Consider the following 12,995-nt stretch of genomic DNA (forward strand, 5'->3'; position numbering starts at 1 on the left):
CACCCGACCACGCCGACAGCGGCAGACCCTCCCACTGACCGGCACCCTCCCACTGACCAGCACCGCCGCCTGACCAGCACCGCCCCGCCGAACAGCACCACCCGCCGACCAGCACCACCCACCGAACAGAGCCGCCCACCGACCAGAGCCCCCGACCGCCTCCCGAGGGGAGCACCCACCGTGAAGATCCACAAGGCCGGCCGCACCAAGCGCCTCGCCCTCGGCAGCACCGTCGCGCTGACCGTGGCCGGGATGAACGCGCCGGCCGTCCTCGGCTTCGCCTCCCAGCAGTACCACCACTACGTGATCAACCGCCCCGAGTACAAGGCGCAGTACGGCCACTGGCAGACCCTGTCGCTGCCCACCGAGTTCCGGGTCAACGCCGTGCACGCGACCGTGCTGCGCACGGGCAAGGTCCTGATCGTGGCCGGTTCCGGCAACGACGAGAAGCAGTTCAACGCGGGCACCTTCAAGAGCCTGCTCTGGGACCCGGCCCGGAACACCTACAAGCTGGTCCCCACCCCGGCCGACATGTTCTGCGGCGGCCACACCTCGCTGCCGGACGGCCGCGTCCTGGTGGCCGGCGGCACCCAGCGCTACGAGAAGCTGGCCGGCGCCGTGAAGAAGGCCGCCGGCATCATGCGGGTGCGCAACGAGAGCCCGGAGCGCGACCGGACCTTCCCCAAGGGCACCGTCTTCGTCTCCCCGAACGGCCACGAGTACGCCAGCACCGCCGCCGTGACGGTCCCGGCCGCGACCAAGACCGGCTCCGGCAAGCAGACCGTGGTCACCGCCGGCGAGCAGCACGTGTACGTGGAGGCGGTCGGCCCGGGCCAGGACTTCGTCGCCGACTCCCCCGCCCAGTACCGGATCAAGGGCCTGAGCGGCACCGACGCCCACAACCTGTACGGGCAGAGCGAGAAGCTGACCCTGGACAAGCAGGAGTACCAGGGCATCCGCTCCGCCTTCGAGTTCAACCCGGACACCGAGCTGTACGAGCCGGTCACCGACATGGCCCACGCCCGCTGGTACCCGACGCTGACCGGGCTGGGCGACGGCCGGGTGGTCACCGTCTCCGGGCTGGACGACACCGGGGAGATCCTCAGCGGCAACGACAACGAGATCTACGACCCGAGGACCAAGTCCTGGTCCAAGGGCCCCGACCACTACTTCCCGACCTACCCGGCGGTCTTCCTGACCGCCTCCGGCAAGCTCTTCTACTCCGGCTCCAACGGCGGCTACGGCCCCGGCGACAAGGGCCGCGAGCCCGGCGTGTGGGACCTGTCGAGCGGGGCCTTCCAACCCGTCCCCGGCCTGCGCGACCCCGGCCTCACCGAGACCTCCTCCTCGGTGCTGCTGCCGCCCGCGCAGGCGCAGAAGGTGATGGTGCTCGGCGGCGGCGGTGTCGGCGAGTCGCCGCTGTCCACGGCCCGCACCGACATCGCGGACCTCTCCTCCGCCGCTCCCGCCTTCACCCCGGGCCCGGACCTGCCGGCCGGCGGCACCCGCTACCTCAACAGCGTGATCCTGCCGGACGACACCGTCTTCACCACCGGCGGCTCCAGCGGCTACCGCGGCCGCGGCGACAGCGACCTGCTCAAGGCGCAGGTGTACCACCCGGACACCAACGGCTTCACGACCGCCGCCGAGCCGACCGTCGGCCGCAACTACCACTCCGAGGCGCTGCTGCTGCCGGACGGCCGGGTCGCCGTGCTGGGCTCCAACCCGCTCTTCGCGGACAAGGCCGAGACCCAGCCGGGCGGCTTCGAGCAGCGCATCGAGATCTACACCCCGCCGTACCTGTACCACGGCGACCGTCCGGAGGTCGGCGCCGTTCCGCGGGCGGCCCGGCTCGGCGGCACCCTCGCCGTCGGGACGGCGCGCCCGGAGGCGGTCGCCACCGCCAAGCTGATCCGGCCGAGTTCGGTCACCCACGTGACGGACGTCGAGCAGCGCTCGGTGGCCCTGGACGTCGCCGGACGGACGGCGGACGGCGTCTCGCTCACCCTGCCCGGCAATCCCAACCTGCTGCCGCCGGGCTGGTACATGCTGTTCCTGACGGACGCCGCCGGCACCCCGTCGGTCGCCCGCTGGATCCAGATCACCGCCTGAGCCCGCGCACCGTGCGAACCGCACGACGCACAGGGCCCGAGGTCAGGCGCAGGCGGCCTCAGCGCGCCGCCTGCGCCAGCCCGAGCGCGTACGGCAGCCAGAACTCGCCCGCCCGGGGCTCGCCCCGGCCGCAGTCGCCGTCCGACTCCCCCGGGTTCTTGATCCACAGGTAGGCGTCCACCCCGGGCCGGCCGGTCTCGGTGGTCGGCCGCTCGCCGAGCGCGCGCCCGGGCGGGTTGCACCAGGCGGCGCCGCCCAGCGCCCCGTTGCCGCTGCGGCTGGTGTCGATGACGTAGTTCTTCCCGCCGAGGGCCGCGGAGAGCCTGGCGCCGTAGGCCGCGTTCCGTTCGGTGTCGTAGAAGTTGGCGACGTTCACGGCGAAGCCGTCGGCCGCCGCGATGCCCGACTTGCGCAGGGCGGTGGCCATCTCCTCCGGGTCCTGTGCCCAGCCGGGGTTGCCCGCGTCCAGGTAGACCCGCGCGTTGGGGTTCTTCTTCAACTCCTGGACGGCGAAGGCCAACAGGCCGTACCGCTCGGCGGCCAGGTCGCCCTTGATCCCGCAGGTGTCCAGGGTGTGCGCGACGGCGTCCGGCTCCAGCACCACCCAGGCCCTGCGGTCGCCGAGGGCCTGGGCGACGCCGGTGATCCAGGCCCGGTAGGCGGCCGCGTCGGGGGCGCCGCCGGCCGAGTACTGGCCGCAGTCGCGGTGCGGGATGTCGTACGCGACGAAGACCGCCGTGCGGCCCGCCTCGGCGGCCCGTCGGCTCACCTGCTCGGCGATCGTCTGGGCGCCCTGCTCGCCGAGCCACTGCGAGGAGGGCTGGCCGGCGATCCGCAGCAGCGCGTCGGCCTCCGCCGTCCGGCCCTGGCCGCGCAGCGCGGTCACCTGCTGGGCGGCGTTGGTGCGGTCGGAGACGTAGAAGGCCTGCCCGGGCAGTTGGGCGAAGCCCGCACCGGCACCCGCCCCCGCGCCCGCCCCGGCGGCGGAGGACACGGACCCGGCTCCCGGCTTCCCGCCGTCCGAACCGGTGCAGCCGGACCCGGCCGCCAGCACCACCCCGGCCAGCAGCGCCCCGACGGCGCCCCGCAACGTCCCTGTCCGCCCCAGCCCGTGCACGTACCGCCCCTCCCCGGCCCCGGTCCGGCGACCGGTCGGCACCAGCTAAGCACACCCGGCACCGGCCGACGGCCACCGGCGGTGAACGCCAAGTGGCCGTGGGCGGACGGGACATCGAACCCGTCCGAACCACGGCCACCACCGGCTGCCGGCGCCCGCCGACCAGCACCCCGGAACGCCCGCAGGCGCTCGGGCGGAGGCTCAGGCCTCCTTCAGGTTCGGCACCTGCCAGTCGATCGCCTCGGCGCCGAAGGAGTCCAGCGCGGCGTTGATCTGCGAGAACGGACGGCTGCCGAAGAACAGCTTCGCCGACAGCGGCGACGGGTGCGCGCCCTGCACCACCACGTGCTTGGCGGTGTCGATCAGCGGCAGCTTCTTCTTCGCGTAGTTGCCCCACAGCACGAAGACCACCGGCTCGTCGCGGTCGCTCACCGCCTTGATCACCGCGTCGGTGAACTTCTCCCAGCCCTTCGCCTTGTGCGAGTTGGCCTCGTGCGCGCGGACCGTGAGCACCGCGTTGAGCAGCAGCACGCCCTGCTCGGCCCAGTGCATCAGGTAGCCGTTGTCCGGGGCGGGGACGCCCAGGTCGGCGTCCAGCTCCTTGAAGATGTTGCGCAGCGACGGCGGCGTCTTGGTGCCCGGCAGCACCGAGAAGCTCATGCCGTGGGCCTGGCCGTTGTCGTGGTACGGGTCCTGGCCGAGCACGAGCACCCGGACCTTGTCGTACGGGGTGGCCTCCAGCGCGGCGAACTCCTGGCCGCTCGGCGGGAACACCTCGTGCTCCGCGCGCTGGGCCGCCACGAAGGCCGCCAGCTCGGCGAAGTACGGCTTCTCCGTCTCGGCGCCCAGCACCCCGCGCCAGGACTCGGGCAGTTCCAGCCCGCCGCCCTCGCCGGCCTCGACCACGCCCGCCTCGACCGTGTCCGTCACGACATCTACCTCCCACACCGCGGCTGTTGCGCCGCACGCCCTCTTTCACCCCGAACGCTACACAGCCCCACCGACAACGGCCGCCTCCCCGCGGGCACGAGGCGGCCCCGCACCACGGGCACGAGGCGGCCCCGCCCCGGCGACCTGCCGGAACGGGGCCCACGACGAGAACGCGGGGTGAAAACCCAGCGGCTAGACCAGCTCGACCAGGTCCGCGATCGACTGGACCACACGGGTCGGCCGGTACGGGAAGCGCTCCACGTCGGAGGCGGAGGTCAGGCCGGTGAGCACCAGGATGGTCTCCATGCCGGCCTCCATGCCCGCGACGATGTCGGTGTCCATCCGGTCGCCGATCATCACCGCCGTCTCGGAGTGGGCGCCGGCGGTGTTCAGCGCCTCGCGCATCATCAGCGGGTTGGGCTTGCCGACGAAGTACGGCTCGACCCCGGTCGCCTTGGTGATCAGGGCCGCGACCGAGCCGGTGGCCGGCAGCACGCCCTCGGTGGAGGGGCCGGTCTCGTCCGGGTTGGTGCAGATGAACCGGGCGCCCTGGTTGATCAGGCGGATCGCCTTGGTGAGCGCCTCGAAGGAGTAGGTGCGGGTCTCGCCGAGCACCACGTAGTCGGGGTTGTTGTCGGTCAGCACGTAACCGGCCTGGTACAGCGCGGTGGTGAGGCCGGCCTCACCGATCACGTACGCGGTGCCCCCGGGGCGCTGGCCCGCGAGGAACTTGGCCGTCGCCAGGGCGGAGGTCCAGATGCACTCCTCCGGCACCTCCAGGCCCATGCCGGCCAGCCGGGCGCTGAGGTCGCGCGGGGTGTAGATGGAGTTGTTGGTGAGGACCAGGAAGGGCTTGCCGGACTCCCGCAGCTTGCGCAGGAACTCCTCCGCCCCGGGGATCGGCGTGCCCTCGTGGATGAGGACCCCGTCCATGTCGGTCAGCCAGGACTCGATGGGCTTGCGCTCTGCCACGTAGGTGTCTCCTCGGTCTTGCACAGGTCTGAACGTTCTCGCACATGCCCAGACCGGACACCCTCGGCCGGTCGGGCGCCACAGGCTGCCCCAACTCCGACCAGCGTAGTCGCCCGCACCGCCACCGCGCGGCCCCCGTCCGGCCGGTGGCCGCACACCCCGGGGCCGGTGACCGCACGGGCCGAGCCCGGTGGCCGCGCGGTGGCGCCCCGGTCAGGACGACGAGTCGGTCAGGCCGGTCGGGACCTGCCACTCCCGGCGGCGGCCCTTGTTGGTGAGCAGCAGCCCCTCCTTGAAGACCAGCAGCCCCAGTTGGCTCGCCAGTTCGGCGAGCGGCGGCAGGGTGTCGCCCGTCCTGCCGTACCCGAAGTTCGGCAGGGCGGCGGCGCTCAGCCCGAGCTTGGTGAGGCTGTCCGCCGGGGGCACCGCGATGACGTCGGCGGACTTGTCGCCGATCAGGCGCCGGATCAGGGTGGGGCCCGCCCCCGAGGGGACCGGCAGCACCTCCCGGATGAAGTCCAGGACGCCCTTCGTCAGCACCCGTCCGGCTTCCGAGGGCCGCTGCTGGTGGCGGATGATGGCGTCCTTCAGGGCCGCGCCGTCGCCGAACTTGGCCGGGTTGAGCTGCTCGTCGACGCCCAGGACGTGGCCGACCACCCGCCAGATGTGGAAGTAGGCTTCCCGGTCCTCGGGCAGCAGCTCGACGCCCAGTTCGGCGAGGCCGAGCGGGATCAGCACCGAGAAGCTCATCAGCGTGCCGGCCAGGTCCTCCTGGTTGACCGGCACCCCCAGGGCGGCGGCGTCCCAGTCGCCCAGCTGGGAGACGTGGTAGCGCATGGTGGCGTGCAGCAGGCGGACCTTCTGGGCCGACCGGAGTCCGCGGCCGCCCGGCCCCAGGCCGTCGTTGTCGAGGACGTCGACGACGAACTGCGAGGTCTCCATCAGGCGCCGGTACACCCCGGAGGTGAGGCGCTGGGAGCGGACGAGCACCTCGGCGCCGTTGCCGCAGGTGTAGCAGAGCGGGAGCGAGCCGCAGAGCAGGATCGAGGCGATCAGCGGCTGGTAGCGGCCGAGCAGCTCGTGGCCGCGCACCATCTGCGCCCGGTCCGCCCAGGACGGCAGGACGGCGGACTCCTCGAAGTACGCCCGGAGCCTGGGCGGCAGCCCGGCCGGGACGGCGTCGCTGTTGCGGCCGAAGCCGAGCAGGGTCTGCCGCACCTGGTCCTGCTGTCCGAGCTCGTACGTCTCGGCGATGGCGGCGTCCCCGAACGGGTCGCCGACGGTGCGCATCCGGTCGAGCAGGTCGTCGGTCCAGCCGTTGGCGGCCATGTGATCCTCCGTCGCAGTCCGTGGGGTGATACGTGCACGTATCGCCGCGTACACGTATCACCGCGCTCCGGGCCCCGGCGGCAGCCTCACCCGTACGAGGGCGCGGCGGCGGGCCCGCCGTCCCGTCCGCCGAAACCGGGAGCAACCGGGCGCCTCGTGATTGAGTGGGCGCATGAACCCGCAGACGACTCCCGGTCCGTTCCGCGTCGGCCTGATCGGCTACGGCCTGGCCGGCTCCGCGTTCCACGCGCCGCTGATCGCCACCACGCCGGGGCTGCGGCTGGACGCCGTGGTCACCGCCAACCCCGACCGGCGCGCCCAGCTGGCGCGCGAGCACCCAGGCGCCCGCGCCGTGGACACGCCCGAGCAGCTGCTCGCCGACCCGGACGCGCTGGACCTGGTCGTCATCGCCTCGCCCAACCGCACCCACGCCCCGCTCGCCCGCGCCGCCCTGCGGGCCGGCCTGGCCACCGTGGTGGACAAGCCGCTGGCCGGCACCGCCGCCCAGGCACTGGAGCTGTGCCGGCTCGCCGAGGAGCAGGGCGTGCTGCTCTCGGTCTTCCACAACCGGCGCTGGGACGGCGACTTCCTCACCGCGAGCCGGCTGGTGCGCGGCGGCGCGCTCGGCCGGGTGCACCGCTTCGAGTCCCGCTTCGAGCGCTTCCGCCCCAAGCCCAAGCCGGGCTGGCGGGAGCTGGCCGACCCGGCCGAGGTCGGCGGCACCCTGTACGACCTGGGCAGCCACCTCGTCGACCAGGCGCTCACCCTGTTCGGGCCGGTCGAGACGGTGTACGCGGAGATCGACGTGCGACGCGACGGCGCGGTGGTGGACGACGACGCCTTCCTCGCCCTCACCCACACCAGCGGCACCCGCTCGCACCTGTGGACCAGCGCCATCACCCCGCTGATCGGCCCCCGGCTGCGGGTGCTCGGCGACACCGCCGGCTACGTCAAGTCCGGCATGGACCCGCAGGAGGCCGACCTGCGGGCGGGCCTGCGCCCGGACGGCACCCGCCCCTGGGGCGCCGACCAGCCCGCGCACTACGGCACCCTCGGCACCGACGAGTCGGCGATCCGGCTGCCGACCGACCCCGGCGACTACCCCGCCTTCTACGCGGGCATCGCCGCCGCCCTGGCCACCCCGGGCACCCCGCCCCCGGTCGACCCGCGCGACGCGGTGGCCGCCCTGGCCGTCCTGGAGGCCGCCCGCACCTCCGCCGCCACCGGGACGGCGGTCCGCCCGGGCTGACGGCCGTACGGCCCGCTTTACCCTCCCTTGACCTCGTCTCCTACGATGGCCGCCATGAGCAACCGGGGGGAACGGCGGGTCACCGCCGACGGGCGGCGTGAGCGCGAACAGGCGTGGTCCACCGAGCAGAAGAAGCGCGAGAAGGCCTGGTCGGAGGAGTTCGAGCAGCGCCGGAAGGCCCGGGAGGCCGAGGACCGCGAGCTCCAGGAGAGCCTGTCGACCACGAGGGAGCGGACGGCCTGGGCCCGCGGCGAGCGGGACGGGTCGATCGGCTACGTCGACGTGACCGGGGCCGACCGCCGCCCCGTACGGATCGCGGTGGTGTGGCTCGGCCGCCTCGGGGCCACGCACAGGCCCCTGCACGCCTACGACCCCATGCGGCACGTCGGCGGCGAAGCCGGCGGCGAGGGGGTCCTCCTGCTCGTCCCCATCGCCGCCGTCCTGGGGCTGAACTTCGGACTCCGCTGGCTGGTCCTCGCCCTGCTCCGCCGACCGCGCTGGGCCGTCGCCGCCAAGGCGGGCGGCGACCGGGGCAAGCGCGGGGGCAACACCGTCCTGCTGCGCACCCGGAACCGGGCGGAGGCTCTGAAGGCCGCGGCCGCCCTGGCCGACCGGGTCGAGCGGGACGGGGCCGCCGCCCTCGGGGCCTCCTGACCGCCGCTCCCGCCCGGTCCTCGGGACCCGCCCGGCCCTCACACCCCGATGACCTCCACCGCGGAGCCCAGCCCCCGGAAGTCCGCCACGTTGCGGGTGTACAGCGGCAGCCCGTGGGCCGAGGCGACCGCGGCGATCATCAGGTCGATCCGGCGCGGGCGCGGCTGCCGTCCGGCGGCGATGGTGAGGGTGACCAGCGTCCCGTAGCGGGCGGCGGCGGCCGCGTCGAAGGGCAGCGGGTCGAAGTCCGCCATCGCCGCGCCCAGCACCTCCAGCCGGGCGGCCCGGCTGGCCGGGTCGCGGGCCATCGACACGCCCTGCTGCAGTTCGGCGAAGGTGATCGCGGTCAGCTCGGGCACGGCCGGCAGGTCGGAGGGGCTGAGCAGCGCCAGGTCGATGTAGACGCAGGTGTCCAGCACCCCGGCCGGCCGCCGCCGGGGTGCTCTGCGGCGCTCAGCCACGCCGCCGCTCGAACGGGTCGTCGCCGTCGTCGCCCACCAGCTCCTCGGGGCCGAAGTCCTCCTCGGCCTCCTTGCGCATCTGCTGGTAGTCCACGCGCGGCAGCTTCACGTGCCGGGCCACCAGCTCCTCCGCCGTGAGCCGCCGACGCCCGGGCACCGGCCGCAGCTCCGCGACCTCGACCCCGTTCCTGGTGATGTGGAACGTCTCCCCCGCCTCCACCGCGTCCATCACGGCGGCGGAGTTGTTCCGGAACTCCCGCTGGGTAATCGTCTTCACCTCTCCACGGTAGCCCCGTGTAGCCCCGGCGGCTACACCCCGGACGGCCGCTTTTCACCGCTCCGAGGAGGGGGCCTTCGGGTACGAACGGAATCGGGCGGGACCAGGTGGGAGCGCCGTGGGGCACTTCCCCGACACAGGCGGGAACCCGGGGGCTCGTAGGATCGTCCTGCTGGTACGTCAGGAAGCCGATGGGACACCGGGAGGGGGAGCGCGTCGTGGCCGTTGTGGCGATGCTGCTGGGCCTGCTCCGGGTGCTGACCGGGGAGCTGGTGGCCGACAGCGGGACGCTGGCGTCGGTGGCCGCCGTCGCGGCCGTGGCACTGGTGGCCGGGGCGGTCGCCGGGGCGCTGGCCGGGGCACGGCTCCTCGGGGCGCGGGCGCCGGCGGCGGTGCGCAGCGGGGTGCTGCGGCGCCGGGCGTTCGGTACGGCGTTCCTTCCGCAGCGTGATCCGGACGCCCGGGGCAGGCGACGCCCCAGGGCGCCGGGAGCGGCCCCGGCGGCCGCGTAGTTCCGTCCGACGTCCTTCCAGGCGTTCTTCCGATCGTTCCTGCCGGACGTTCTTCCAGGCGTTCCCCGTGGCCGTCCTCCGCCGATCACTCATGTCCTGAGACCCCGGAGGGCTCGCTCCACCATGTCCGTACTCGCTGTTCTCGACCCTGCCGTCGCCGTGGCGCACGCCGTCGTCGCCGCCGTCGCCCACCTGGTGCCGACCGCCTTGGCCATCGTCCTGTTCACCGTCGCCGTCCGCTTGGCGCTGCACCCGCTGGCGCGGGCGGCGGCGCGCGGGGAGAGGGCCAGGGCGCGGCTGGCGCCGAAGGTCGCCGCGTTGCAGAGGAAGCACAGGGACCGCCCGGAGCGGCTGCGGGAGGCGCTGGCCGAGATGTACCGGAAGGAGCAGGTGTCGCCGTTCGCGGGGTGCCTGCCGGTGCTGGTGCAGATCCCGTTCTTCTCGGTGATGTACCGCCTGTTCACCACCCCGAACGACCTGCTGGACCACACCCTGTTCGGGGTGCCGCTGGGGCTGCACGTCACGGGCGCGCAGGGCGCCGGGCAGTGGGCGGTGTTCGGGGTGCTGTTCGCCGGACTGGCGGCGGTCGGGGTCGTCAACTTCCGCCGGGCCCGGCGCACGGCCGCGGCAGCGGCGGCGGCGGCGGCGACGGCGGCTACAGCGGCTACAGCGGCGACGGCGCAGCCCGCCCCGCAGCCGGGGGCGGGACTGCTGCCGTACCTGTCGTTCGGGTCGGTGCTGTTCGCGGCGCTGGTCCCGGTGGCCGCCGTGCTCTACCTGCTGACGACCGGCGTCTGGTCGGCCGCCGAGCGGGCCTGGCTGTACCGGGACGGGACGCCGGTGCCGGCGGCCGCGATGATGGGCTGAGGGCCCGGAGGGGCCGTCAGAAGTGGCGCAGCAGCTCGGGGAAGGCCCCGAGCCGCAGCGTCGCCTCGTCCGGGCCGAGTTCAGCGTGCTCCAGCACCCAGGTGTGCTCGTGCGGGATGAAGACGGTGCGCAGGCCGGCCCGGCGGGCGGGGGCGATGTCGGACTTGGGCGAGTTGCCGATCATCCAGGTCCGGCCCGGGTCGAGGCCGAGGTCGGCGGTGAGCTGCCGGTAGGTGTCGACCGACTTCTCGGCGACGATGTGGACGCCGCGGAAGTGGTGGTCGATGGTGGACGCCGTCACCTTGCGCTGTTGTTCGCCCTGGTCGCCCTTGGTGAGCAGGAGCAGCTGGTGGCGGTCGGCGAGGGCGGCCAGGGTGTCGGCGACGCCGGCGATCAGTTCGACGTCGCGGCTGGTCAGCGGGGTGAGCAGGTCGTCGATCCGGGCCTGTTCGGCGGCCGTGGGGGTGCGGTCGTTGAGCCGCTGGAGGCAGTCGGCGAGGCTCTGCCGGAAGACGGTGGCGCCGTAGCCGAGGGTGGCGGAGTTGACGGCCTCGATCTCGTTCAGCAGGGCCCGGGTGCGCTGCTGCTCCTGCGGGGCGGCGACCCAGTCCAGGAAGCCGTCGATGACCCGCTCGAAGAGGACGTTGTTCTCCCAGAGCGTGTCGTCGGCGTCGAAGATCAGGGTCTGGTCGGTGTGCATCCGGTCGCTCTCCAAGGGGGGGTTCAGGCGGACGGCAGCAGGCGGGCCGCGCGGTCGAGGGTCTCACGGAGGTTGTCCTCGGTGGTCCGCCGCTTGGCCTCCTCGACGGTGAGCCACTCCAGCGGGGACGCCGGGTTCTCCGGCCGGGCCTGCTCCGGGGTGGCGGTGGCCAGCAGGAAGCGCAGGTCGGCGTGCTCGTGGGCGGGTTCGGCGGGCGAGGCGGGGACGGGCACCACGGCGAGGTGGACGAGGGCGGGGCCGGGCCAGGGGGTGAGGTCGGTCAGGCCGGTCTCCTCCAGGCCCTCGCGCAGGGCGATGTCCAGCGGGAGGGTCTCGCCCGGGTCGCCGTGGCCGCCGACGTGCAGCCAGGCCTGCTGGCGGACGTGCCAGCGCAGCAGGACGCGGCGGGTGGGCGGGTGGACGATCAGCGCGGAGGCGGTGAAGTGGAGCGGGAAGGTGCCCCTGTTCCAGGCGTCGGCGACGCCGAGGAGGCGGCGGGCGCGCTCGTGGTCGGCGGTCTCCACCGGGCCCCGCGGACGGTGGTCGGCCAGCAGTCGGGCCGGGTCGGGGCTCTGGGACGGGCCGCCCGTGGTCACCATGGGTCTGCGCTCCTCGTTCCGCGCCGGGACCGCGGACCGCGTCAACCGGCGTGCGGGGGCGGGCAGTCGGGCCCGGGGCTTCGGGTTCCGGCGAACCCGCGCAGCCTAGCCCGGGGGTACTCGGGCGGCCCACCGGTTTTCACCGCGGGCGCTCCGGCGGACGTCCGCGACGCTCGCGCGCGGCATGGGCACCGGACGTCCGCGACGCTCGCGCGCGACGTGAGCACCGGACGTTCCGACGACGGACACCTCCCGTACCTCCGGCGGCATGCCGCCTGGTCCGGGCGTTCCCCCGGAGGCCGTAGCCTGTGGTGATCGTTTTCGGGACAGGTGGAGGGATGTCGTCATGGTGGCTGCTCCGGCGCTCGCCGAGCTGCGCGAGGTGTGCCAGCCGCAGGCCAAGCTTCAGAGCCGCAACGGCGAGCACTGGGCGGGCCGGATGTACATGCGGCGGATCTCGCTGCGGACCACCCGGCAGCTGGTGCGCACCTCGGTGTCGCCGAACACCCTCACCTGGGTGATGGTGGTGTGCGGGGTCGGCGGCGGCGCGGCCCTGCTGATCCCGGGCCCGGTCGGTGCGGTGCTGGCCGTCGTGCTGTTCCAGCTGTTCCTGCTGTTCGACTGCGTGGACGGCGAAGTCGCGCGCTGGAAGCGCCAGTTCAGCATGGCCGGGGTGTACGTGGACCGGCTCGGCGCCTATCTGGCGGACGCCGCGCTGATGATCGGTGCGGGTGTCCGGGCGGCGCGCGGCGGGTCGGAGCTGTGGGTGTCGGCGGGTCTGGCGGCCGCGCTGGGCGTGGTGCTGCTCAAGGCCTCGACGGACCTGGTGGACGTGGCCCGCGCCCGCAGCGGGCAGCTGCCGGCGACCGAGGAGTCGACGCAGCCGCGTTCCCAGGGCATCGCGACGGCCCGCAAGGTCGCCTCGCTGTTCAAGATCCACCGGGTGACGAACGGCATCGAGGCCTCGCTGGTGCTGCTGGCGGCGGCCGCGGTGGACGCCGGGCTCGGGAACCTGGACGCCACCCGGTGGACGCTCGCGGGCATCACGGTGATCACCTGGGGCATGGTGGTCGCGCACCTGGCGTCGATCCTGTCCTCCTCGCGGCTGCGCTGATCCGGGCGGCGCCCCGGCCGCCGGGTGACGGGGCGAGTCGCCCTGCTCCCGGGGGCCGAGGCGCCCCTCCCCCGCCCGGGGGAGCCCCCGGCGCCGGGCCCG

14 protein-coding genes are annotated in these 12,995 nt (G+C 74.0%); 6 read left to right on the plus strand and 8 right to left on the minus strand.

Translation table 11 applies throughout. The annotated features are described in order from the left end of the window. The first annotated feature begins 180 nt into the window (after positions 1-180). Positions 181-2,112 carry a kelch motif-containing protein gene (locus tag AE652_RS03930; RefSeq protein ID WP_049649694.1) on the plus strand — a complete coding sequence of 644 codons (1,932 nt, stop codon included), beginning with the start codon at positions 181-183 and terminating at the stop codon, positions 2,110-2,112. A 58-nt stretch (positions 2,113-2,170) separates the two neighbouring features. Here the strand turns inward: AE652_RS03930 and AE652_RS03935 are convergent, their stop codons facing one another. The 4 genes from AE652_RS03935 to AE652_RS03950 form a co-directional block, all read right to left on the minus strand. Then, positions 2,171-3,202, minus strand: a complete 1,032-nt coding sequence (locus tag AE652_RS03935; RefSeq protein ID WP_234348219.1) for a glycoside hydrolase family 6 protein — start codon at positions 3,200-3,202, stop codon at positions 2,171-2,173. Positions 3,203-3,430: 228 nt separating this feature from the next. Continuing rightward, positions 3,431-4,159 carry a uracil-DNA glycosylase gene (locus AE652_RS03940; protein ID WP_234348220.1) on the minus strand — a complete coding sequence of 243 codons (729 nt, stop codon included), beginning with the start codon at positions 4,157-4,159 and terminating at the stop codon, positions 3,431-3,433. Between the two features lie 192 nt (positions 4,160-4,351). After that, positions 4,352-5,131, minus strand: coding sequence for an HAD-IIA family hydrolase (locus AE652_RS03945; protein ID WP_049649696.1), 780 nt, complete (start codon positions 5,129-5,131; stop codon positions 4,352-4,354). 213 nt (positions 5,132-5,344) lie between these two features. Next, on the minus strand, positions 5,345-6,460 hold the full coding sequence (locus tag AE652_RS03950; protein WP_049649697.1) for an oxygenase MpaB family protein: 1,116 nt from the start codon (positions 6,458-6,460) through the stop codon (positions 5,345-5,347). 172 nt (positions 6,461-6,632) lie between these two features. Here AE652_RS03950 and AE652_RS03955 point away from each other — a divergent pair, with 172 nt between their 5' ends. Continuing rightward, the gene (locus AE652_RS03955; RefSeq protein WP_049649698.1) at positions 6,633-7,709 is read left to right on the plus strand and encodes a Gfo/Idh/MocA family oxidoreductase; all 1,077 of its coding nucleotides are present in this window, start codon (positions 6,633-6,635) and stop codon (positions 7,707-7,709) included. A gap of 54 nt (positions 7,710-7,763) precedes the next feature. After that, the gene (locus AE652_RS44810) at positions 7,764-8,363 is read left to right on the plus strand and encodes a hypothetical protein (protein ID WP_049649699.1); all 600 of its coding nucleotides are present in this window, start codon (positions 7,764-7,766) and stop codon (positions 8,361-8,363) included. Positions 8,364-8,401: 38 nt separating this feature from the next. Here AE652_RS44810 and AE652_RS03965 read toward each other — a convergent pair whose 3' ends face one another. Both AE652_RS03965 and AE652_RS03970 read right to left on the minus strand, forming a co-directional pair. Continuing rightward, the gene (locus AE652_RS03965) at positions 8,402-8,824 is read right to left on the minus strand and encodes a type II toxin-antitoxin system VapC family toxin (RefSeq protein WP_049649700.1); all 423 of its coding nucleotides are present in this window, start codon (positions 8,822-8,824) and stop codon (positions 8,402-8,404) included. Continuing rightward, positions 8,817-9,101 (minus strand): type II toxin-antitoxin system Phd/YefM family antitoxin, encoded by a 285-nt coding sequence (locus tag AE652_RS03970; RefSeq protein WP_049649701.1) that lies wholly within the window; start codon positions 9,099-9,101, stop codon positions 8,817-8,819. Before AE652_RS03970 ends, AE652_RS03965 begins: the two co-directional genes overlap by 8 nt. Before the next feature lie 218 nt (positions 9,102-9,319). Between AE652_RS03970 and AE652_RS03975 the strand changes: the two genes are divergently transcribed. Both AE652_RS03975 and AE652_RS03980 read left to right on the plus strand, forming a co-directional pair. Next, a complete protein-coding gene (locus tag AE652_RS03975) occupies positions 9,320-9,613 on the plus strand; it encodes a DUF6412 domain-containing protein (protein ID WP_234348221.1) in 294 nt (97 codons plus the stop codon). Positions 9,614-9,736: 123 nt separating this feature from the next. After that, positions 9,737-10,480 (plus strand): membrane protein insertase YidC, encoded by a 744-nt coding sequence (locus AE652_RS03980; RefSeq protein ID WP_053111957.1) that lies wholly within the window; start codon positions 9,737-9,739, stop codon positions 10,478-10,480. Between the two features lie 16 nt (positions 10,481-10,496). On the opposite strand, the gene AE652_RS03985 is transcribed toward AE652_RS03980, so the two are convergent. Together AE652_RS03985 and AE652_RS03990 are read right to left on the minus strand one after the other, a co-directional pair. Continuing rightward, entirely contained in the window at positions 10,497-11,180 is a 684-nt protein-coding gene (locus AE652_RS03985) for an HAD family hydrolase (RefSeq protein ID WP_049649704.1), read from the minus strand. Positions 11,181-11,203: 23 nt separating this feature from the next. Further along, positions 11,204-11,779: an NUDIX hydrolase gene (locus tag AE652_RS03990; protein WP_049649705.1), complete on the minus strand. Its 576-nt coding sequence runs from the start codon at positions 11,777-11,779 to the stop codon at positions 11,204-11,206. Positions 11,780-12,125: 346 nt separating this feature from the next. On the opposite strand from AE652_RS03990, the gene AE652_RS03995 reads away from it, so the two are divergent. Next, the gene (locus AE652_RS03995) at positions 12,126-12,893 is read left to right on the plus strand and encodes a CDP-alcohol phosphatidyltransferase family protein (protein WP_049649706.1); all 768 of its coding nucleotides are present in this window, start codon (positions 12,126-12,128) and stop codon (positions 12,891-12,893) included. Positions 12,894-12,995 lie beyond the last annotated feature (102 nt).

Source organism: Kitasatospora sp. MY 5-36 (assembly GCF_001182915.1).
Taxonomy (GTDB): domain Bacteria; phylum Actinomycetota; class Actinomycetes; order Streptomycetales; family Streptomycetaceae; genus Kitasatospora.